Source organism: Pseudoxanthomonas sp. UC19_8, from assembly GCF_042700505.1.
Lineage (GTDB): Bacteria > Pseudomonadota > Gammaproteobacteria > Xanthomonadales > Xanthomonadaceae > Pseudoxanthomonas_A > Pseudoxanthomonas_A winnipegensis.
Genome location: NZ_CP170559.1, coordinates 2,559,021 through 2,579,933 on the forward strand (window position 1 = coordinate 2,559,021; position 20,913 = coordinate 2,579,933).

The window sequence follows — 20,913 nt, forward strand, 5'->3', positions numbered from 1 at the left end:
GGCGCCTTTTTCGTTCATGTGCATGCCGCAGGCACGCCATGGGTGGGCGATCCGCAGGTCATACAGCAGCTTTCACTCATCCGCACGCTGCCGGCGCACCGGCAGGCCCGGCTAGCGCTCGGCGAAGGCGCCCCAGCGCGCCGGGACCAGGCCGACCCGCTCGCCCACCTGCACGCTTTCGGTCGCGGCCGGCAGCTCCAGCTCCAGCGGCGTGCCATCGTCGAGACGGGCATGGATGCGCTGGCGCGGACCGCTGCGCTGCACGCTCTCCACCTGCGCCTGCCAGCCGCCCTGCCCGGGCGCGACCGGCTGCAGATCCTGGGGACGCACGAACAGCGCCACCGCGCCGTCGGCCAGCGCATCGCCCTGCGGCACCGGCAATTCCAGCCCGCCGACACGTAGCGCCTCGCCGGACTTATCCCCCGTCAGGCGGTTGGCCTCGCCGACGAAGCCGTAGACGAAGGCCGACGCGGGCTGATCGTAAACCTGCGCCGGCGTGCCGATCTGTTCGATGCGGCCCTTGTTGAGGATGGCCACGCGGTCGGCCAGCTCCAGCGCCTCTTCCTGGTCGTGGGTGACGAATACGGTGGTCACCCCGGTCGCCTCGTGCACCTGGCGCAGCCAGCGGCGCAGGTCGCGGCGCACCTTGGCATCGAGCGCGCCGAAGGGCTCGTCCAGCAGCAGCATCTTCGGCTCGATCGCCAGCGCGCGCGCCAGGGCCACGCGCTGGCGCTGACCGCCGGAGAGCTGGGTGGGATAGCGCGCGCCCAAGCCCTCGAGCTGCACCAGCGAGAGCAGCTCGCGCACGCGCTCGGCGATCCGGGCCTTCGGCCAGCGCGCGCGGCCGCGCCGGACCTTCAGGCCGAAGGCGATGTTCTCCTCCACCCGCATGTGCTTGAACAGCGCGTAGTGCTGGAACACCACGCCCACCTGGCGCTGCTGCACCGGCAGCACCGAGGCATCCTGGCCGTCGAACAGCACGCGCCCGCCGTCTGCATGCTCCAGCCCGGCGATCACCCGCAGCAGCGTGGTCTTGCCCGACCCGGACGGGCCCAGCAGCGCCAGCAGCTCGCCCGGACGGATGTCCAGATCGATCGCGTCCAGCGCGGCGAAGGCGCCGAAGCGCTTGGAGAGGTGTTCGACCGTGATGCCCATGGGTTGTTGCGGATCTTGAATCAGTGTCGGTGTCTGGCCGCCAGCGCCTCGCCGTGGCGCCACTCCAGCCAGGACTTGAGCGCCAGGGTGACCAGCGCGCTCAGCGCCAGCAGGGAGGCGGCGGCGAAGGCCGCGCTGTAGGCGTATTCGTTGTAGAGGATTTCCACGTGCAGCGGCAAGGTGTTGGTGCGCCCGCGGATGTGCCCGGACACCACCGAGACCGCGCCGAACTCGCCCATCGACCTGGCCGCGCACAGCAGCACGCCGTACAGCAGCGCCCAGCGGATGTTGGGCAGGGTCACGCGCCAGAAGGTCTGCCAGCCGCTGGCGCCCAGGCTGAGCGCGGCCAGCTCCTCGTCGCTGCCTTGCTGCTCCATCAGCGGCATCAGCTCGCGGGCGATGAAGGGGAAGGTGACGAAGGTCGTAGCCAGCACGATGCCCGGCAGCGCGAACACGATCTTCGGCAGCTGGATCAGCGTGTCCCCCAACAGCGGCAGATGCACGCGCCAGCCCTCGTCGATCAGCGGCCAGGCCCAGCCCTGGCGGCCGAAGATCAGCATGAAGACCAGGCCGGCCACCACCGGCGAGACGGCGAACGGCAGGTCGATCAGGCTGACCAGGATGCGCTTGCCGGGGAAGCGGTGCTTGCTCACCGCCCAAGCCGCGGCGATGCCGAAGATCAGGTTCAGCGGCACCACGATCGCGGTCACCACCAGGGTCAGCCGGATCGCTGCCAGCGCGTCGCGGTCGGTGATCGCCTTGAGGAAGGTCGGCAGCCCGCTGCGCAGCGCCTCGGTGAACACCAGCACCAGCGGCAACAGCAGGAAGGACAGCAGGAACAGCAGCGCCAGCCCCACCAGCGTCCACTTCATCCACGCCGGCTCGGTGGTCGGCGCGCGCAGCGCGCGCCGTGGCACAGGCACGGACACGGCGGCCATCAGGCCGGCACCTTCAGGCCGCGCCGCGCCAGCCGCGCCTGCAGCGTGTTGATCACCAGCAGCAGGACGAAGGACAGCAGCAGCATCGCCGCGGCGATCGCGGTGGCGCCGGCGTAATCGAACTCCTCCAGCTTGATCGTGATCAGCAGCGGCGCGATCTCCGACACGCCCGGCAGGTTGCCGGCGATGAAGATCACCGAGCCGTATTCGCCCACCCCGCGCGCGAACGCCAGCGCGAAGCCCGACAGCACCGCCGGCCACACCGTGGGCAGCACCACCTGGGCGACCGTGCGCAGCCGCCCGGCGCCGAGGCTGGCGGCGGCCTCCTCCAGTTCGGATTCCACCTCGGCCAGGACCGGCTCGACCACGCGCACTACGAACGGCAGGCCGATGAACACCAGCGCCACCGTGATGCCCAGCGGGGTGTAGGCGACCTTGAGGCCGCCGGCCTCCAGCCAGCGGCCGAGCCAGCCGGTCGGGCCATAGAGCTGGGTCAACGCGATGCCGGCCACCGCCGTGGGCAGCGCGAACGGCAGGTCCACCACCGCATCGAACAGACGCTTGCCCGGAAAGTCGTAGCGCACGAACACCCAGGCCACCAGCGTGCCGGCCACCGCGTTGAACGCCGCCGCCGCCAGCGCGGTGGAAAAGCTCACGCGCAGCGCGGCCAGCACGCGCGGGTCGGTCCAGACCGCCCACAGTCCGTGCCAGCCCAGGCCGGCCGACTTGATGAACACCCCCGCCAGCGGCAGCAGCACGATCAGCCCGAGCCACAGCAAGGTGGTGCCCAGGCTGAGGCCGAAGCCGGGAATCACCCGCCTTCGGCGCGCGCGCCCTGCCGCAGGAATCGCAACGCTCAAGGCCGCTTCTTTCCCGCCAGCATCTTGTCGAACTCACCGCCGTCGGCGAAGTGCTTGGCCTGCGCCTTGGCCCAGCCACCGAACACCTGGTCCACCGTCACCAGCTGCACCTTGGGGAAGCGCGCGATGTCGGCCGCGTCGGCGAACTCGGGATGGCGCGGGCGGTAGAAGTTGTGCGCGATGATCTTCTGCGCTTCCGGCGTGTATAGGAACTCAAGGAAGCCCTGCGCCTCGGCGCGCGTGCCGTGCTTGTCCACGTTCTTGTCCACCAGCGCCACCGGCGGCTCGGCCAGGATCGACAGCTTGGGCACGACGATGTCGAACTTGTCCTTGCCCAGTTCTTCCTGCGACAGGAAGGCCTCGTTCTCCCAGGCCAGCAGCACATCGCCGATGCCGCGCTGGACGAAGGTGGTGGTCGCCCCGCGCGCGCCGGTGTCCAGCACCGGCACGTTGTTGTACAGCGCGGTCACCATGCGCCGGGTCTTGGCCTCGTCGCCCTTGAAGATGTGCAGGCCATAAGCCCAGGCGGCCAGATAGTTCCAGCGCGCGCCGCCGGAGGTCTTGGGATTGGGCGTGATCACCTGCACGCCAGGCTTGAGCAGGTCGGGCCAGTCCTTGATCTGCTTCGGATTGCCCTTGCGCACCAGGAAGACGATGGTCGAGGTGTAGGGCGCGCTGTTGTCCGGCAGGCGCTTCTGCCAGTCGGTCGGCAGCAGCTTGGCCTGGCTGGCGATCGAGTCGATGTCATAGGCCAGCGCCAGGGTGACCACGTCGGCCTCCAGGCCATCGATCACCGCGCGCGCCTGCTTGCCCGAGCCGCCGTGCGAGCTTTCAACGCTGACCGATTCGCCGTGCTTGGCCTTCCAGTCCTGGCTGAAGGCGTCGGACAGGGCGCGGTAGAGCTCGCGCGTGGGGTCGTAGGACACGTTGAGCAGCTGCTTCTGCTGGGCCATGGCCGCCGCGGCCACGGTCAGCAGGCACGAGGCCATGACCAGCGCGAACAGGCGAGTCAGGCGGCGGGTGCGGGCGAGGGTCATGGCGGATTTCCTTGCGTAATGGACAGCGAGCGGGGCTGCATTCAGGAATGCTTATGCTGCCCAGGCATGAATGTGCCACGAAATAATGAAAGCGCGCGTGCTTATCGCCAACGGGAATCAGGCTGAACCCGCGAGCCGGCCCCGGCGGGGCGGCGCGTAAAATGCGCCCTTCCGTTCCCGTTCCCAGGCCCGCCGCGATGACCGATGCCCTCCCCGCCCTGACCCACCGCTACGCCGAGGAGCTGGACGGCATCCGCGAGGCCGGGCTGTTCAAGTCCGAGCGCATCATCACCGGCCCGCAGTCGGCGCAGATCACCCTGGCCGACGGGCGCCAGGTGCTGAACTTCTGCGCCAACAACTACCTGGGCCTGGCCGACCACCCGGACATCATCGCCGCGGCCAAGCAGGCGCTGGACACGCACGGCTTCGGCATGGCCTCGGTACGCTTCATCTGCGGCACCCAGGACCTGCACAAGCAGCTCGAGCGGACCATCGCGCGCTTCTTCGGCAAGCAGGACACCATCTTGTACGCGGCCTGCTTCGACGCCAACGGCGGCCTGTTCGAACCGCTGCTGGGCGAGGACGACGCGATCATCTCCGACGCGCTCAACCACGCCTCGATCATCGACGGCGTGCGCCTGTGCAAGGCCAAGCGCTTCCGCTACGCCAACTGCGACATGGCCGACCTGGAGGCGCAGCTGCAGGCGGCCGACGCCGCCGGCTGCCGGACCAAGCTGATCACCACCGATGGCGTGTTCTCGATGGACGGCTTCATCGCCCCGCTCGACGAGATCACCGCCCTGGCCGCCAAGTACGGCGCGCTGGTCCACATCGACGAATGCCACGCCACCGGCTTCCTGGGCCAGACCGGGCGCGGCTCGGCCGAGGTCAAGGGCGTGCTGGACAGGATCGACATCATCACCGGCACGCTGGGCAAGGCGATGGGCGGCGCGCTGGGCGGCTTCACCACCGCCAGCGCCGAGGTGGTCGAACTGCTGCGCCAGCGCTCGCGTCCCTACCTGTTCTCCAATTCGCTGCCGCCGCACGTGGTGGCCGCCGGGATCAAGGCCTTCGACATGCTCGACGCCGCCGGCGATCTGCGCACGCAGCTGCGCGACAACACCGCCTATTTCCGCGAGCGGATGACCGCCGCCGGCTTCGATCTGAAGCCCGGCGTGCACCCGATCAGCCCGGTGATGCTCTACGACGCGCCGCTGGCGCAGCGCTTCGCCGAGCGCCTGCTGGAAGAAGGCATCTATGCGATCGGCTTCTTCTTCCCGGTGGTGCCCAAGGGCCAGGCCCGCATCCGCACCCAGATCAGCGCGGCGCACACCCGCGCGCACCTGGACCAGGCCATCGACGCCTTCACCCGCATCGGCCACGAGCTGGGCGTGCTGAAGAGCTGATTCGTTTACCGCTGGCCGGGGCCAGAACGGCCTTGGCCCGGGCCATTGGTTGAAGGTTCCATCGGCGCAGAGGTGAGGCGCCGGGCGCGGATGGCGGCCACAAGCGCCGCCCGCGCTGGAATCCATCTAGGCCCGGATCAGGTCAGGGAGCGGCCTTCTTTCCGGGCGGGGCCACGTCGGAAGGCGGTGCCAGCGCGCTCACCTCCTGCGGCGTCAGTTCACGCCACGCGCCCTTGGCCAATGCGCCCAGCGGCAGCTCGCCGATCGCCACACGCACCAGCCGCAGCGTGGACAGGCCGAACGCCTCGAGCAGCCGCCGGATCTGGCGGTTTCGCCCCTCGTCCAGCGTGATCTCCAGCCAGGCATTGCGCCCGCCGCTGCGCAGCAGCTGCGCGCGGGCGGCACGCAGGTGTTCGCCGTCGACCGGCACGCCCTGCTCCAGCCGCGCCAGCAGCGCGGCATCGGGAATCGCATCGATCTGCACGTGATAGGTCTTGCTCGGCCCCGTCGACGGGTCGGTGATCGCCGCCGCCCACACAGGATCGTTGCTCAGCAGCAGCAGGCCTTCGCTGGCCTTGTCCAGCCGCCCCACCGGCGCCAGCCATGGCAGACCCGCGCCGTCCAGGCAGCGATAGACCGTGTCGCGCCCCTGTTCGTCGCGCGCCGTGGTGACCAGGCCGCGCGGCTTGTTGAGCATCAGATAGCGGCGTTCGGCGCCCACTTCCGCGCCCGCCTGGCCATCGACCTCGATCCGCGAACGGCCGGCGACAGTCGGGAACTCCGGATCGCGCACCACGCGGCCGTCCACCCGCACGCGCCCGGCCGCGATCCAGCGCGCCGCTTCGGTGCGCGAACACAGGCCCAGCTTGGACAGCGCGCGCGCCAACCCGTGCCGCAGCGCATCGTCGCGAACCGGCTTGTGCGTCGCCATCGGAATGCGCCCCTGGATGCCGTCGCCGCGTGGGCCGACGGCGCGGACTTACTGTTTGTCGGCGGCCGGCACTACCGCGGCGGGCGCGGCGGCCGGGGTCGCGACCACTTCGCCCGGCGGTACGGCGACCGCGGCAGCCGGCTTGGCCTTGACCACGCGCACGCCGCGCGACTTCATCCAGGCATCGAACTCGTCGGCCGTCATGCGCTTGCCGTTCTGGTTCATGTCGAAGCGCCAGGGCGTGTTGTCGTACTGGGTCTTGGGCTGGTAGGCGGCCGGATCGTTGGCCTTCACCGCCGGCGTGGCCATGGCCAGCTCGCGGCAGCCGTCGACCTTCATTCGCAGCAGCACGCGATCGACCGACTGCGCATCGTTGTAGGACTGCGCCAGCACGCCGCTGGGCGCGCCCAGGCTGGTGGTGTTGGCGAACAGCTCCACGGCCACCGGCGAGAGCACGGTCGTGCGCTGCGGCAGCGGTTGCGGCACCACGCCGTTACAGTCCTGCGCCGCTTCGGCGTGTGCGAACGGAGCAACGGCGAGCAGGGAAACGACCGCAACGAGGGATGCGCGCATAGGGAGTTCGCAAGGAGAAAAGGAGGGTTGCGGGAGTTTAGGCAGGCGGCGCGCAGACAATCAACCGTTACACGATGTTTTCCATGCAAATCACTGAAAGAAAAGACTGAATACGGTGCACGGAGCCCCGCGCGAGACAGAGGATTCTTCGCCGGAGCTCAGAACCGCCAATCCGTCGGTGAAGCGCGTGCGGGCCAGTGAGCCCATCTCGTCCGGCAGCCCCGCCACGGCCAGGCGCGGCTCCACGGCTGGGCGACTCCTCCATGGCCAATGTCTGGCTGGGAAAGGCCTGATCGCGCCGCAAGCTTCGGTGGGAACAACGGTCTCCTCAAATCTTGCAGCGACCTGCCTGTAGAGCGGAGCTTGTGGCAATCCCCTCTTGGGGACTCCGCTGCGTTCCGTTCGGTTCGTGGGGAAGGCCTCCAGCGGAGCAAGCTCCGCTCTACAGGTGGGAGCCGCCATGGCGGCGATGGGGGCTCTACCGGGAAGGCCTCATCGCCGCCATGGCGGCGCCCACCGAGATCGGGTCGAGACCCGGAGAACTGTGCGCCACCGGCCACCCTGTGCACTCATGCCACGCAGCCCGGACCGCGGCGCTTCCGAGGCCGCGACCTCGACCGCTGCGAAACCCCGACATCGAAAGCCGCGCGCTTAATCGCGGCGAGACCTCGATTTCGGCAGAAGCACAAAGAAAAAGCCCGGCGCAAGGCCGGGCTTTTCTTCACTGCTGAAGGCGGCTGCGGTATCCCGCAGCCAACCCCCTGATCGGCCAGATTAGTTCTGGACGTTCAGCTCCGTACGACGGTTCTTCTCGCTCTTACAGGCCGGGAAGGTGTTCGGGGTCTGCTCCAGCGGACGGCTCTCGCCGTAGCCGATCGGTCCAACCAGACGCGACGAGGACACACCATTGTTGGTGAGGAAGTCGTACACGGTCTTCGCACGACGCTCGGACAGCTTCTGGTTGTAGGTCTCGGTACCGCACAGGTCGGTGTGACCGGCGACTTCGACGCGCAGGTCGGGGTAGCGCTTGAGGATCTCGACGGCCTCGTTCAGGATCGCCACCGCGTCAGGACGCAGGGTCGCCTTGTTGAAGTCGAAGTTCACGCCCTTCAGGTCGATGGTGACCGGAGCCGGGCAGCCGTCCGGGACCGATGGTCTGGCCAGCCTGCGAACCGGGGCACTTGTCGTCGCAGTTGTTGACGCCGTCACCGTCGTCATCCAGGTCGGCGCAGGTCTGAGCCGGCGGCGGCGGCGGCGGCGGGACGACAGGAGCAGCCTTGGTGCCCAGCGGGATCACGACGCCGACCGAAGCCAGCACGTCACCGAACCACGACTCGTCCGGAGCGCGGTGGCTCTGGTCGTTGAAGTCGCCACGGTAGGCCACTTCGGCGCGCACGGCGACGCGGCTGTCGAAGGTGGTCTGCAGACCGACGCCGACCTTGGCGGCGAAGTTGCCGTCCTTGTTCTTGGCCGGGGAATCCGGGTTCGGGAAGTTGTCGTACTCTTCCTCCGAGCGCTGGTAGCCCAGGCCCATCAGGACGTACGGGTTCCAGCCGCGGCCTTCCTGGATGAAGTGGCGACGCAGATCGAACGAGATGCCGTACTGCGACCAGTTCAGGTTGTCTTCCGGGTCCAGGCTCGGGTTCTGATAGTTCAGCTCACCGTCCAGCGACCAGTTCGGGCTGATGAACTTGCCCAGGCCCAGGGTGGCGAACGGAGCGTCGTCGGTCTTGCGGTCGCTGTCCTGCAGGTTGTAGCCGACCGAACCGGTCAGGTACCAGCGGTCATCAAACTCCTGAGCCGAAGCGGCCTGCGCCACGCTCAGTCCGGCCAGCATCGCGGCGCAGAGAAGTTTCTTGTTCATTTGCGACTCCTTGAGAGTTCAGGGTTTTGAAAACCGACTGCGTGGGCGTGGGGTCATCCCGAGCCTTACGGCATTCAGTCCAATGTTTGAACGGCGAGGGTGCCGTCAACACCGGCGCAGATTATGCAGGGGCTCGTGAAGATCGTGTTAACAGCAGCCTAACAAGTCGACTCGCGCCCCTGCCTGGCGCGGGCCACGTTATACGGGCGCCAAAGCGCACGTGGTGTGAAAACCATGCGCCAATTGTGTGTCCGAATCGTTCATTGCCTTCGGTTCAGGTGAAGCCAGCGTTGCCTTTACGTCAGCGCCTCTTGTCCGGCGCAGCGCCTTGCGGCAAGGTGCGCGCACTCTTCCATACGCAAGCGTATTGACATGCCCAGCCAGACGCCGAGCCAGGCCAACCTGAACGAAGCCGCCATCCCTTACCCGCATCTGCTGGCGCCGCTGGACCTGGGCTTCACGCGGCTGCGCAACCGGGTGCTGATGGGCTCGATGCACACCGGCCTGGAAGACCGCGCCGCCGACTTCCCCAAGCTGGCGGCCTACGTGGCCGAGCGCGCGCAGGGCGAAGTCGGGCTGATCGTGACCGGCGGCTTCGCGCCCAACCTGGTCGGCTGGCTCAAGCCGTTCGGCGGCAAGCTGTCCTGGCCATGGGAGGCACGCCCGCATCGCCAGGTCACGCAGGCCGCGCATGCGCACGGGGCGAAGATCTGCCTGCAGCTGCTGCATGCCGGGCGCTATGCCTATCACCCGCTATCGGTGGCGCCCTCGCGCCTCAAGGCGCCGATCAATCCCTTCACGCCCCGGGCGCTGAGCGCGCGCGGGGTCGAGCGCCAGATCGATGCCTATGCCCATGCCGCACGCCTGGCCCGTCAGGCCGGCTACGACGGCGTGGAAGTGATGGGATCGGAGGGTTATCTGATCAACCAGTTCACCGCCGCGCGCACCAACCAGCGCGACGACGCCTGGGGCGGCGATGCCGCGCGCCGGATGCGCTTCGCGGTGGAGATCGTGCGACGCGTGCGCGAGGCCTGCGGGCCGGACTTCATCATCATCTACCGCCTGTCGCTGGTGGACCTGGTCGAAGGCGGCAACGCCTGGCCGGACATCCTCGCGCAGGCCCGCGCGGTGCGGGCCGCCGGCGCCACCCTGATCAACTCCGGCATCGGCTGGCACGAGGCGCGCGTGCCGACCATCGTCACCTCGGTGCCGCGCGCGGCCTTCGCCGATGTCACCGCCAAGCTCAGGGGCGAGGTGTCGGTGCCGGTGATCGCCACCAACCGCATCAACATGCCGCAGGTGGCCGAGGACCTCCTGGCGGCCGGCAAGGCCGACATGGTGTCGCTGGCGCGACCGCTGCTGGCCGATCCGCACTGGGTGCGCAAGGCGCGCACCGGCGATGCGGCGCGGATCAACACCTGCATCGCCTGCAACCAGGCCTGCCTGGACCACGTCTTCCAGAACAAGCGCGCCAGCTGCCTGGTCAACCCGCGCGCCTGCGCCGAGACCGAGCTGATCTATCGCATGACCGAGCGCCCGCGTCGCATCGCCGTGGTCGGCGCGGGTCCTGCCGGCCTGGCCTGCGCCACGGTCGCGGCAGAACGCGGGCACCGGGTGAGCCTGTTCGAAGGCGGCAGCGAGATCGGCGGCCAGTTCAACTACGCCAAGCGCATCCCCGGCAAGGAGGAGTTCCACGAGACGCTGCGCTACTTCCGCCAGCGCCTGGAGGACACCGGCGTGGAGTTGCACCTGGACACGCTGGCCGATGTGGACACGCTCAAGGGCTTTGATGCGGTGGTGCTGGCCACGGGCATCACGCCGCGCACGGTGCAGATGCCGGGCGCGGATCATCCCAAGGTGGTCAGCTATGTGGATGTGCTCTCGGGGCGCGTGCAGGTCGGCGCGCGTGCGGCGTTGATCGGCGCCGGCGGCATCGGCTTCGACGTGGCCGAGTATCTGGTCGAACACGGTGCGTCGCCGAGCACCGATCCCAAGCGCTGGATGGCGCAGTGGGGCGTGGATGCAAGCTTCGAAGCACCGGGCAGTCTGGTCGCGCCGAAGCCCGAACCGCCGGCACGCGAGGTGTGGCTGCTGCAGCGCACGCCGGGGCGGCCCGGTGCGCGCCTGGGCAAGACGTCGGGCTGGGTGCATCGCGCCACACTGAAAGCCAAGCAGGTGCGCATGCTCGGTGGCGTGGAGTATCTGGGTGTGGACGATGAAGGCCTGCATCTCCGCGTGGATGGATCCGAGCAGACGCTGCCGGTCGACCATGTGGTGATCTGCGCAGGCCAGGAACCGCGACGCGAGTTGTTCGATCTGCTGCAGGCGCAAGGCATCACGCCGCATCTGATCGGCGGTGCGGATGTGGCGGCCGAACTCGATGCCAAGCGTGCGATCGATCAGGCCAGTCGTCTCGCCGCAACGCTTTGAAAAACGCGCATCACGCGCGCTGCGAACGTGCTGCATCGCGGCATCAACATCGCACTGTCATGAGACGCTGACTGCCGTAGTCAGCGTCGTGATGCAAGCGTAGATATTCAGTTGACGTTTTGAATTCGGCCCGTACCTTGCGCCGACTTTCTGACCCGCCGCCCAGTTCAGGCGGGTCTTGCCTGGCCACCTTTCATTCAAGGCCAGCACCCGGGTAGCCCGTGAGATGGCTGCCTCCCCATGACGCCCAACCGCTGTGCCGGCCGTCTTCCCCAGTTTCGTGGGACGACCCCTTCGCATGCGGCCAAACGGAGCAAGGAGTTCGATGAAACTGGCCTGGATCTTATGGCTGTCGTCACACGTGATGCCACAGCCGGCCGCCGATTCGCTATGTCTGTCCACCACCGTCTATCTCGAGGCGCGGGACCAGAGCATGCGTGGACAAGAAGCCGTTGCGGAAGTCGCGCTGCGACGCCGCGACAGCGGGCTGTGGGGCAACTCGCTGTGCGAGGTGGTCACCGCACGGCATCAGTTCGCCCCTGGCATCGTGCCCAGCTCCACGCGTCTGCAGAACGGCGGCGCATGGGCGCGCTCTGTGTCGGTGGCGCTGGATTCGGAGCGCAACTGGGCGCTGCCGCGCGGCGCGCGGCGCGAGATCGTCCCCGGTGCCAGCCACTTCGCCGCGCACGAACTGGTCGCGCCCAGCTGGGCCAACGCCTACACCGTAGCCACGATCGGCGATCACACCTTCTATCGCGTGCAGTCGCTCAAGCCACGCTCGTGAACACGCCGGCTTGCTGACGCAAGCGACTTCATCGCGACGCACAAAGAAGGAGGGCCGGCATTGCCGGCCCTCCTTCTTTGTTTCAGCGCCACATCGCGCGTCGCATCAGCTGCGCTTGTCGATCGGCACGAAGTCGAGATCTTCCGGACCGGTGTAGTTGGCGCTGGGACGGATGATCTTGCCGTCGATGCGCTGCTCGATCACATGCGCGCTCCAGCCAGCCGTGCGCGCGATGACGAACAACGGCGTGAACATCGCCGTCGGCACGCCCATCATGTGATAGCTGACCGCGCTGAACCAGTCCAGGTTGGGGAACATCTTCTTGATGTCCCACATCACCGTCTCCAGGCGCTCGGCGATGTCGTACATCTTGGTGCTGCCCTGCCCCTTGGACAGGTCGTGGGCGACCTGCTTGATCACCTTGTTGCGCGGATCGCTGACCGTGTACACAGGGTGGCCGAAGCCGATCACCACTTCCTTACGCTCCACGCGCGCCTTGATGTCGGCCTCGGCCTCGTCGGGCGTGTCGTAGCGCTTCTGCACTTCGAAGGCCACTTCGTTGGCGCCGCCGTGCTTGGGCCCGCGCAGCGCGCCGATGCCGCCGCAGATGGCGCTGTACATGTCGCTGCCGGTGCCGGCGATGACGCGACAGGTGAAAGTGGAGGCGTTGAACTCGTGCTCGGCGTAGAGCACCAGCGAGGTATGCATCGCCTCGACCCATTCCTTGCGTGGCTCCACGCCGTGCAGCAGATGCAGGAAATGGCCGCCGATCGAATCGTCGTCGGTCTCCACGTCGATGGCGCGGCCGTTGTGGCTCCAGTGATACCAGTACAGCAGCATCGAACCGAGGCAGGCCATCAGCTTGTCGGCGATGTCGCGGGCGCCGGGATGGTTGTGATCGTCTTTCTCGGGCAGCACGCAGCCCAGCGCCGACACGCCGCTGCGCATCACATCCATCGGGTGTGCCGAAGCGGGCAGCTCCTCCAGCACGGCCTTGACCGCGGCGGGCAGGCCGCGCAGCGACTTGAGCTTGGCCTTGTAGCCACGCAGCTCGTCGCGCGTGGGCAGCTTGCCGTGCACCAACAGGTAGGCGACTTCCTCGAACTCGCTCTTGGCCAGGTCCAGGATGTCGTAGCCGCGATAGTGCAGATCGTTGCCGGTGCGGCCGACGGTGCACAGCGCGGTGTTGCCCGCCGGCGTGCCGGACAGCGCGACGGATTTCTTCGGCTTGAAGCCGGTGGCGGTGGGTTGCTCGGACACGGTGTTTCCTCCCGGGGTTTGCTTCGATGTGACGTGTTAAGGCGCAGCGGTCGGCGGCGCGTCGCGCTGGACCAGCAGCTGCTGCAGCATCTCGATCTGGCGGTTCTGCAGTTCGACCAGCGTGGCCCAGTCCTGCTCGCGTAGCTGGTTGAGCTTCTCGTGCACCTGCAGGATCTCCAGCTCGGACTTGACGTTGACCTGGTAGTCGTTCTCCGCGCGCAGGCGGTCGGCGGCGGCCTGGCGGTTCTGGCTCATCATGATGATCGGCGCCTGGATCGCCGCCAGGCAGGACAGGCACAGGTTGAGCAGGATGTAAGGATAGGGATCGAAGGCCTTGGCCAGCACGAAGCTGTTGATCGCCATCCACACCGCCAGGAACACGCCGAAGGCGATGATGAAGCTCCAGCTGCCACCGACCTCGGCGACCCGGTCGGCCACGCGCTCGCCCAGCGTGCGGTTCTGGCTGAACTCGCGCGCCACGTTGCGTGCGACCTGGCGCTTGGCGATGAAGCGCTCGACGATCGCGCGCTCCTCGCCCTGCAGCTTCTCCAGTTCGGTCTGCAGCAGGTGGCGCGCGGTCTCGCGCCGGTCGATGCGGGTACGGCGCTGGCGTTCTGCGGCGGGCGGACGCGAAAAGTTCATGGCATGCGCAGGATCAGGTCGAAGGGAGCCCGATCATGCCCGCTTGCCGGCGAACAGTGCGTCCAGCTTGTGCTCGAAGGCGTGGTAGCCGATGCGTTCGTACAGCTCTTCGCGGGTCTGCATGGTGTCCAGCACGGCCTGCTGCGAGCCGTCCTGGCGGATCGCCTGGTAGACGCGCTCGGCGGCCTTGTTGGCGGCACGGAAGGCCGACAGCGGGAACAGCTGGATCGCCACGCCCACGCTGGCCAGTTCGTCGCGGGTGAACAGCGGCGTGGCGCCGAACTCGGTGATGTTGGCCAGCACCGGCACCTTGACCGCCTCGAAGAAGCGCCGATAGGTCTCCAGGTCGTAGGCGGCCTCGGCGAAGATGCCGTCGGCGCCGGCCTCCACGCAGGCGATGGCGCGGGCGATCGCCGCGTCCACGCCCTCGGCCTGGATCGCGTCGGTGCGGGCGATCAGGAAGAAGTCCGGATCGGTCTTGGCGTCGGCCGCGGCCTTGACCCGGTCCACCATCTCGCCCTGGCTGACGATCTCCTTGCCCGGGCGATGACCGCAGCGCTTGGCGCCGACCTGGTCCTCGATGTGGCAGGCGGCCGCGCCGGCCTTGATCAACGACTTGATGCTGCGCTCGATGTTGAACGCGCTGGCGCCGAAGCCGGTGTCGATGTCCACCAGCAGCGGCAGCTCGCACACATCGGTGATGCGGCGGGTGTCGATGAGCACGTCTTCCAGCGTGTTGATGCCCAGGTCCGGCAGGCCCAGCGAGCCGGCCGCCACGCCGCCGCCGGACAGATAGAGCGCCTTGTAGCCGGCGCGCTTGGCCAGCAGGGCGTGGTTGGCGTTGATCGCGCCGATCACCTGCAGCGGCGACTCGGCGGCCAGGGCGGCGCGGAAGCGGGCGCCGGGGCTGGAAGTGGACATGGCGGACTCCTGGATCGGGACGGGCGTACGGCGCGGCAGTGGCGCACTCGCGGGGCGAGGCGCAATCTGGCACCCTGCGATGCATTGATCAATCTTGATCGCACAAATCAACCTGTCATGGACCACGACCTGATTCCGGCCACCACGGCCTGTGAGCTGCTCGGCATCACCAGCGCCACGCTCTACGCCTACGTCAGCCGCGGCCTGCTGGAATCGCGCCCCGGTCCGGACCATCGCAGCCGCATGTACCGGCGCCAGGACGTGGAGCGCCTGGCGCAGAACAAGCGCGCCGGCCGCGGCGCGGCGCGCGGCGCCGCGCAGAGCCTGGATCGCGGCCTGCCCGTCCTGGAGACCGGCATTTCATTGATCCAGGCCGATGGTCCCTACTACCGCGGCCGCTCGGCGGTGGCTGCGGTCCGCGACGGCGCCACGCTGGAGCAGACCGCGCGGCTGCTGTGGGACAGCGCCGGCCACGACCCCTTCGCCGCCTCGCCATCGGCCTGGCCGCCGACGGTGGCGCGACTGGCGCTGGACCAGGGCCTGCCGCCGCTGGAGCGCACCCTGGCCTGCATCCCGCTGCTGGCGCTGGAGGTGCGGCATTCGTTCAACCTGGCCCCGGCGGTGCGCTTCGACGTGGCCGCGCAGCTGCTGCGGCAGAACGCGGCGCTGCTGATCGGCCAGCAGCCCGCGTCCACTCCCGTGCATCTTCAACTGGCCGAGGCCTGGGTGCCTGGCGATGCGGACTTCGCCGAACTGGTCCGCGCCGCGCTGGTGCTGTGCGCGGACCACGAACTCAATGTCTCGGCCTTCGCCGCGCGCGTGGTGGCCTCCACCGGCGCGCACCTGCATGCCACGGTCTGCAGTGGACTGGCCGCGCTGTCCGGCCCCCGTCACGGCGGCGCCACCGCGCGCGCCTATGCGCTGCTGCAGGCCGGCGCCGACGAAGTGGCCGCCCGCTGGGCGCGCGGCGACGACCTGCCCGGCTTCGGCCATGCGATGTATCCGCATGGCGATCCGCGCGCGGCCGAACTGCTGTCGATGCTGCGCACCCACCGCGCCGACCGTCCGCGTCTGGCGCAGCTCGAAGCGCTGATCGCGCGCGCCGAGGAAGCCAGCGGCCTGCGCCCCAATATCGATCTGATGCTGGCGGCCCTGTGCTTTCTCTACGACCTGCCCGCCTCGCCCGCGCTGGTGGTCTTCGCCAGCGGCCGCCTCGCCGGCTGGCTGGCGCACGCGCTGGAACAGCAGACCCTGGGCAAGCTGATCCGTCCGCGGGCGCGGTACGTGGGCCTGCCGCCGGAGGAGCGAGCAGCGAGTGAGCAGCAGCGAGGAACGAAAGAGGAGTAGAAGCGGAAGCGTCGCTGCCGCTTTCCACTCATTCCTTTCTACTCAGCTCCCCGCGTCCGGTCCGCGCGACAGCGCGCGGCGCACTTCCTCCAGCGCATTGGGATCGTCCAGCGTGGACAGGTCGCCCGGATCGGCGCCCTGGGCCAAGGCCTGGATCGAGCGCCGCAGCAGCTTGCCCGAGCGCGTCTTGGGCAGCGCGTTGACGATATAGACCCGCGCAGGCCGCGCCACCGCGCCCAGATCGGTCTCCACGATCCTGCGCATGCCATCGGCCGCGCTGTTGCGTGCGGCCGTCTCGTCGGTGGCCTGGCGCAGGGTGGCGAACACGATCGGCACCTGCCCCTTGACCTCGTCGGCCACGCCCACCACCGCCGCCTCGGCCACCGCGCCGAAGCCGGACACCGACTCCTCGATCTCGCGCGTGCCCAGCCGGTGCCCGGCCACGTTGATCACATCGTCGGTGCGGCCGAGGATGAAGGTGTAGCCGTCCTCGTCGCGGATCGCCCAGTCCAGCGAGCTGTACAGCAGCTCCTTGAAATGGCTGAAGTAGCTGTCGAGGAAGCGCTGGTCGTCGTTCCAGATCGTGCTCATGCAGCCCGGCGGCAGCGGCGGCTGCATCACCAGCACGCCCTTCTGGTTGGGCGCGACTTCCTCGCCGGTGGCCTCGTCGATGACCTTCATCCGGTAGCCGAGATTCGGGAAGCCCGGCGAGCCGAAGCGCACCGGCTTCATGTCCACGCCCGGCAGCACGCACAGCGCCGGCCAGCCGGTCTCGGTCTGCCAGTAGTTGTCGATCACCGGCTTGCGCAGCGCGTCGGTGATCCAGTGCGCGGTGGGCTCGTCCAGCGGCTCGCCGGCGAGGAACAGGTACTTCAGCTCGGACAGGTCGTGGCGCCGGATGAAGTCGACGTCATGCTTCTTCAGCACGCGGATCGCGGTCGGCGAAGAGAACATCGTGCGCACGCCGTACTGCTCGCACAGCGCCCACCAGATGCCCGGATCGGGATGGGTGGGCAGGCCTTCGTACAGCAGCGAGGTGCAGCCGCCGATCAGCGGCCCGTACACGTTGTACGAATGCCCCACCGCCCAGCCCACGTCCGAGGTGGAGAACATCACCTGCCCCGGCGCGCAGTCGAAGATGGTGCGCATCGACTGCGCCATCGCCACCGCGTAGCCGCCGACATCGCGCTGCACGCCCTTGGGCTTGCCTGTGGTGCCGGAGGTGTAGAGCAGATAACTGGGCTCGTTGGATTCCAGCCATTCCACCGGCACCTGCGTCTGCCCGACCTGCGCGCGCAGGGTGGCGTAGTCCTCGTCGCGCCCCGGCACCTTCGGCTCGGCCGGATCCAGATCGCGCGAGACGATCAGCACCTTGGGCGGTGCGAATTTGGCCTCGGCGCAGGCCGCATCGATCATCGGCTTGTACGGAATCACCTTGCCGCCGCGGATGCCCGCGTCGGCGGCGATCAGCAGCTTGGGCTTGGCATCATCGATGCGCAGCGCCAGGTTGTGTGCGGCGAAGCCGCCGAACACCACCGAGTGGATCGCCCCGATCCGCGCGCAGGCCAGCATGGCGAACACCGCCTCGGCCATGTTGGGCATGTACACCACCACCCGATCGCCGCGGCCGACGCCCAGTTGCTTGAGCACCGCGGCGAAGGCGTTGACCTCTTCATGCAGCTGCCGATAGGTGATCTCGCGGGTGACGTTGGTCTCGGTGGACACGGCCACCAGCGCCAGCTGGTCGGGTCGCGTCTCCAGATGGCGGTCGACGGCGTTGTAGCAGAGGTTGGTCTGCCCGCCGACGAACCACTTGCGGAACGGCGGATTGGAATAATCCAAGATCTGCTGCGGCGGGACATGCCAGTGGATGGCCTTGGCTTCCTGCGCCCAGAACGCCTCCGGTTCCTCGACCGAACGGCGGTACACCTCTTCATACGATGACATCCAAGCCCCCTCCCGAGCGCCGATGCCAGCGAGCATAGAGGGCGCCCGCGCGCCAGACCGTTGGACCATGGTCGATGCTTGGACCATGGTCGAAGCCGCGCCGGCCCTGCCTCAGCCGTCGATCTCTCCTGGCCTATTTCCCGGCAGCTTCGAGCTCGCCGACGGTGACGTGCCCCTTCCAGCCATCGAAATACTTGTCCGAATAGACCCGGATCGCGCGCACGACTGCGTCCTCGGAGGCCAACGTACATGCCTCCGGTGTCCCGCTTCCTTGTGTCTCCAGGCCCTCGATCCGGGTAATTCCCACGCCGTTGACACCGCTGAAGCACCAACCCGTGCCGTAGACCGGATTGCTGGTGATCTCCTTGAGGTTGCGGTTCAAGCGCCGGTCCGCCCGAAGCGCGGCGAACGCATCTCCGTAGCGTGGCTGCAGCTGCTGCTGGAGCAAAATCGCGCGCTCCTTCTCCGCCGGGGAGACCTTGGACAGCGCTGACTGGTACAGCGCCACGGCATCCGGTTCCTTGCGCTCGGCGGCGAGCGCCAGCCAGGCCAGCCCCAGCGGTCGATCCTGCGCCACGTGGTCACCATTGAAGTACGCCGTTCCCAACGCCCGCTGCGCAAACTTGTTGCCCCACCCCGCGGACAGCCTGAACATCTCTTCGGCCTGTTGGTATTTGCCTTCAAGCCAGTAACGCTTAGCCAAGCAGAAATTGAACTCGCCCGGCAGCACGCGGAACATCAGCTCGCCACAGGAGGGATTGACGCGTCCATCGGTCGAGGCCACCCGGGCCGCCTCCTCGGACATGGTCTCCTCGTCCTGCGTGGACGCCTTCTGCCGTGCCTGCACGGCCAGCGGCATCCACGACAGGGACAAGGCCACCAGCAGGTTCAGGGCTGCTCTCGCACACCACGCTCCGACGTCCATTGCGCACTCCTTCGCTGTGGTGGATCGATCATGCCAGAACGAGGCGCCGCTAGAGCTCCCTGGCCCGGTCGCGCAGCACGAACTTCTGCACCTTGCCGGTGGCCGTGCGCGGCAGTTCGCCGAAGACGAAGGCGCGCGGCACCTTGAACCCGGCCAGGTGCGAGCGGCAATGCAGCTGCAGGGTGGCCGCATCCAGCGGGTCGGCGCCCGACTTGAGCTCGACGAAGGCGCACGGGGTCTCGCCCCACTGCTGGTCCGGCCGCGCCACCACGGCCGCGGCCATCACCGACGGGTGCCGGCACAGCGCGTCCTCGACCTCGATGGAGGAGATGTTCTCGCCGCCGGAGATGATCACGTCCTTGGAGCGGTCGCGGATCTTGGCATAGCCGTCGGGATACACCACGGCCAGATCGCCGGTATGGAACCAGCCGCCTTCGAACGCCCGCGCCGTGGCGTCGGGATTCTTCAGATAGCCCTTCATGGTGAGGTTGCCGCGGTACATGATCTCGCCCACGGTCGTGCCGTCCCATGGCACCGGCGCCAGCGTGTCCGGGTCGAGCACCTGCATGTCCTCCTGCAGCAGGCAGGCCACGCCCTGGCGGCTGTTGCGCTCGGCGCGCTGCGCGATGTCCAACGCGTCCCATTCCGCGCGCGGAATGCACAGCGAGGCCGGCCCGTAGACCTCGGTCAGGCCGTAGACGTGGGTGATGTGGAAGCCCATGCGCTCCATGCCCTCGATCACCGCCGCCGGCGGCGCGGCACCGGCGATCTGCGCCCGCACGCCGCTGATGCCCTGCTTCCACGCCTCCGGCGCGGCCACCAGCGCGCTGTGGATGATCGGCGCGCCGCAGTAATGGGTGACGCCGTGCTCGCGCATCAGCGCGAACACGCGCTGGACATCGAACCTGCGCAGGCACACCTGCAGTCCGGCTACCGCCGCCATCGTCCACGGGAAGCACCAGCCGTTGCAGTGGAACATCGGCAGCGTCCACAGATAGACCGGATGCTGCGGCATGCCCCAGTCGATGATGTTGGCCACGGCATTCAGGTACGCGCCGCGGTGGTGGTAGACCACGCCCTTGGGATCGCCGGTGGTGCCGGAGGTGTAGTTGAGCGAGATCGCCTCCCACTCGTCCTGCGGCAGCTGCATCTCGAACCCGGCATCGCCGCCGGCGAGGAACGCCTCGTACTCGATCTCGCCGAGGAAGGCGCCCTCGGTCACCTGCGCATCGTCCACATCGATCACCCGCGGCCGGTGCGTGCACAGTTCCAGCGCCTGGGCGATCACCGGCGCGAGCTCGCGATCGGTGAACAGCACCCTGGCCTGCGCATGGTCGAACATGAAGGCCAGCGTCGCCGCGTCCAGGCGCGTATTGAGCGTATTGAGCACCGCACCGAGCATGGCCGGGCCGTAATGCAGCTCGAACATCGCCGGCGTGTTGGGCAGCATCGCCGCCACCGTATCGCCCTTGCCCACGCCCCAGCGCTGCAGCGCGCTGGCCAGGCGCCGGCAGCGCGCGTACTCATCGGCCCAGGTCAGCCGGCGCTCGCCATGGACCAGGGCCACGCGCTGCGGATGCACCAGCGCGGCCTTGCGCAGGAAGGTCAGCGGCGAGAGCGCGGTGAAGTTCGCCGGGTTGCGCTCCAGCCCGGCGGCATAGGCCTGCTGCGACATGACACGTCCCTGATGGCGGAGGCGCCAGCGTAGCGACGCGCCCCAGGCGGCGCGGCTCGACCTTCGTCGAAGCCGGCGCTCCACAGCGCCGATCCCCGCCACATCGATTCTGACAAGAACGTCAGGATCCTTGCCACCCGCGTGATGCGGCGCACCTACCCGCCCAGCTAGACCCCACTCGCGGCGATCGTCACCCGCTGTTAACGCTTACACATACT

General features: G+C 68.3%; 16 protein-coding genes and 1 pseudogene. 4 read left to right on the plus strand and 13 right to left on the minus strand.

What is annotated here, in order from left to right; translation table 11 throughout:
* Nucleotides 1-111 precede the first annotated feature (111 nt).
* From ACFJIT_RS11290 to ACFJIT_RS11305, 4 genes are all read right to left on the minus strand, one after another.
* On the minus strand, nt 112-1,155 hold the full coding sequence (locus ACFJIT_RS11290) for a sulfate/molybdate ABC transporter ATP-binding protein (RefSeq protein ID WP_379653664.1): 1,044 nt from the start codon (nt 1,153-1,155) through the stop codon (nt 112-114).
* 20 nt (nt 1,156-1,175) lie between these two features.
* A complete protein-coding gene (gene cysW / locus ACFJIT_RS11295; protein ID WP_379655765.1) occupies nt 1,176-2,027 on the minus strand; it encodes a sulfate ABC transporter permease subunit CysW in 852 nt (283 codons plus the stop codon).
* 65 nt (nt 2,028-2,092) lie between these two features.
* Nucleotides 2,093-2,953 (minus strand): sulfate ABC transporter permease subunit CysT, encoded by an 861-nt coding sequence (gene cysT / locus ACFJIT_RS11300; RefSeq protein ID WP_130516063.1) that lies wholly within the window; start codon nt 2,951-2,953, stop codon nt 2,093-2,095.
* Complete coding sequence (locus ACFJIT_RS11305; RefSeq protein ID WP_379653665.1) at nt 2,950-3,990, minus strand: sulfate ABC transporter substrate-binding protein; 1,041 nt, start codon at nt 3,988-3,990, stop codon at nt 2,950-2,952. The genes cysT and ACFJIT_RS11305 overlap by 4 nt, the downstream gene beginning before the upstream one ends.
* Before the next feature lie 197 nt (nt 3,991-4,187).
* Between ACFJIT_RS11305 and kbl the strand changes: the two genes are divergently transcribed.
* Nucleotides 4,188-5,396, plus strand: a complete 1,209-nt coding sequence (gene kbl, locus ACFJIT_RS11310; protein ID WP_379653666.1) for a glycine C-acetyltransferase — start codon at nt 4,188-4,190, stop codon at nt 5,394-5,396.
* A 142-nt stretch (nt 5,397-5,538) separates the two neighbouring features.
* Here kbl and ACFJIT_RS11315 read toward each other — a convergent pair whose 3' ends face one another.
* From ACFJIT_RS11315 to ACFJIT_RS11325, 3 genes and pseudogenes are all read right to left on the minus strand, one after another.
* Nucleotides 5,539-6,327 carry a pseudouridine synthase gene (locus ACFJIT_RS11315; RefSeq protein WP_379653667.1) on the minus strand — a complete coding sequence of 263 codons (789 nt, stop codon included), beginning with the start codon at nt 6,325-6,327 and terminating at the stop codon, nt 5,539-5,541.
* A 48-nt stretch (nt 6,328-6,375) separates the two neighbouring features.
* A complete protein-coding gene (locus ACFJIT_RS11320) occupies nt 6,376-6,900 on the minus strand; it encodes a hypothetical protein (protein WP_379653668.1) in 525 nt (174 codons plus the stop codon).
* 774 nt (nt 6,901-7,674) lie between these two features.
* Nucleotides 7,675-8,764 (minus strand): annotated as a pseudogene (locus ACFJIT_RS11325) (outer membrane beta-barrel protein).
* A gap of 372 nt (nt 8,765-9,136) precedes the next feature.
* Here ACFJIT_RS11325 and ACFJIT_RS11330 point away from each other — a divergent pair.
* A complete protein-coding gene (locus tag ACFJIT_RS11330) occupies nt 9,137-11,194 on the plus strand; it encodes an FAD-dependent oxidoreductase (RefSeq protein WP_379653669.1) in 2,058 nt (685 codons plus the stop codon).
* Nucleotides 11,195-11,519: 325 nt separating this feature from the next.
* A complete protein-coding gene (locus tag ACFJIT_RS11335) occupies nt 11,520-11,978 on the plus strand; it encodes a cell wall hydrolase (protein ID WP_130516048.1) in 459 nt (152 codons plus the stop codon).
* A 105-nt stretch (nt 11,979-12,083) separates the two neighbouring features.
* On the opposite strand, the gene prpC is transcribed toward ACFJIT_RS11335, so the two are convergent.
* From prpC to prpB, 3 genes are read right to left on the minus strand one after another with little or no spacing between them, the layout of a single operon-like run.
* Nucleotides 12,084-13,238, minus strand: a complete 1,155-nt coding sequence (gene prpC, locus ACFJIT_RS11340; RefSeq protein ID WP_379653670.1) for a 2-methylcitrate synthase — start codon at nt 13,236-13,238, stop codon at nt 12,084-12,086.
* Between the two features lie 36 nt (nt 13,239-13,274).
* The gene (locus tag ACFJIT_RS11345; RefSeq protein ID WP_130523431.1) at nt 13,275-13,880 is read right to left on the minus strand and encodes a DUF1003 domain-containing protein; all 606 of its coding nucleotides are present in this window, start codon (nt 13,878-13,880) and stop codon (nt 13,275-13,277) included.
* 33 nt (nt 13,881-13,913) lie between these two features.
* Nucleotides 13,914-14,801 (minus strand): methylisocitrate lyase, encoded by an 888-nt coding sequence (gene prpB / locus ACFJIT_RS11350; RefSeq protein WP_379653671.1) that lies wholly within the window; start codon nt 14,799-14,801, stop codon nt 13,914-13,916.
* Nucleotides 14,802-14,918: 117 nt separating this feature from the next.
* Between prpB and ACFJIT_RS11355 the strand changes: the two genes are divergently transcribed.
* Complete coding sequence (locus tag ACFJIT_RS11355; protein ID WP_379653672.1) at nt 14,919-16,148, plus strand: citrate synthase family protein; 1,230 nt, start codon at nt 14,919-14,921, stop codon at nt 16,146-16,148.
* Between the two features lie 42 nt (nt 16,149-16,190).
* Here the strand turns inward: ACFJIT_RS11355 and prpE are convergent, their stop codons facing one another.
* From prpE to ACFJIT_RS11370, 3 genes are all read right to left on the minus strand, one after another.
* On the minus strand, nt 16,191-18,095 hold the full coding sequence (prpE, locus tag ACFJIT_RS11360; protein WP_379653673.1) for a propionate--CoA ligase: 1,905 nt from the start codon (nt 18,093-18,095) through the stop codon (nt 16,191-16,193).
* A 133-nt stretch (nt 18,096-18,228) separates the two neighbouring features.
* Complete coding sequence (locus tag ACFJIT_RS11365) at nt 18,229-19,020, minus strand: hypothetical protein (protein ID WP_379653674.1); 792 nt, start codon at nt 19,018-19,020, stop codon at nt 18,229-18,231.
* A 49-nt stretch (nt 19,021-19,069) separates the two neighbouring features.
* A complete protein-coding gene (locus ACFJIT_RS11370) occupies nt 19,070-20,695 on the minus strand; it encodes an acyl-CoA synthetase (RefSeq protein ID WP_379653675.1) in 1,626 nt (541 codons plus the stop codon).
* Nucleotides 20,696-20,913 lie beyond the last annotated feature (218 nt).

Excerpts from the sequence above, each read along its gene's own strand:
- ACFJIT_RS11290 (WP_379653664.1), bottom strand. The coding sequence starts at position 1,155 with ATGGGCATCACGGTCGAACACCTCTCCAAGCGCTTCGGCGCCTTCGCC.
- cysW (WP_379655765.1), bottom strand. The coding sequence starts at position 2,027 with ATGAAGTGGACGCTGGTGGGGCTGGCGCTGCTGTTCCTGCTGTCCTTC.
- ACFJIT_RS11305 (WP_379653665.1), bottom strand. The coding sequence starts at position 3,990 with ATGACCCTCGCCCGCACCCGCCGCCTGACTCGCCTGTTCGCGCTGGTC.
- kbl (WP_379653666.1), top strand. The coding sequence starts at position 4,188 with ATGACCGATGCCCTCCCCGCCCTGACCCACCGCTACGCCGAGGAGCTG.
- ACFJIT_RS11315 (WP_379653667.1), bottom strand. The coding sequence starts at position 6,327 with ATGGCGACGCACAAGCCGGTTCGCGACGATGCGCTGCGGCACGGGTTG.
- ACFJIT_RS11320 (WP_379653668.1), bottom strand. The coding sequence starts at position 6,900 with ATGCGCGCATCCCTCGTTGCGGTCGTTTCCCTGCTCGCCGTTGCTCCG.
- ACFJIT_RS11330 (WP_379653669.1), top strand. The coding sequence starts at position 9,137 with ATGCCCAGCCAGACGCCGAGCCAGGCCAACCTGAACGAAGCCGCCATC.
- ACFJIT_RS11335 (WP_130516048.1), top strand. The coding sequence starts at position 11,520 with ATGAAACTGGCCTGGATCTTATGGCTGTCGTCACACGTGATGCCACAG.
- ACFJIT_RS11345 (WP_130523431.1), bottom strand. The coding sequence starts at position 13,880 with ATGAACTTTTCGCGTCCGCCCGCCGCAGAACGCCAGCGCCGTACCCGC.
- prpB (WP_379653671.1), bottom strand. The coding sequence starts at position 14,801 with ATGTCCACTTCCAGCCCCGGCGCCCGCTTCCGCGCCGCCCTGGCCGCC.
- ACFJIT_RS11355 (WP_379653672.1), top strand. The coding sequence starts at position 14,919 with ATGGACCACGACCTGATTCCGGCCACCACGGCCTGTGAGCTGCTCGGC.
- prpE (WP_379653673.1), bottom strand. The coding sequence starts at position 18,095 with ATGTCATCGTATGAAGAGGTGTACCGCCGTTCGGTCGAGGAACCGGAG.
- ACFJIT_RS11365 (WP_379653674.1), bottom strand. The coding sequence starts at position 19,020 with ATGGACGTCGGAGCGTGGTGTGCGAGAGCAGCCCTGAACCTGCTGGTG.
- ACFJIT_RS11370 (WP_379653675.1), bottom strand. The coding sequence starts at position 20,695 with ATGTCGCAGCAGGCCTATGCCGCCGGGCTGGAGCGCAACCCGGCGAAC.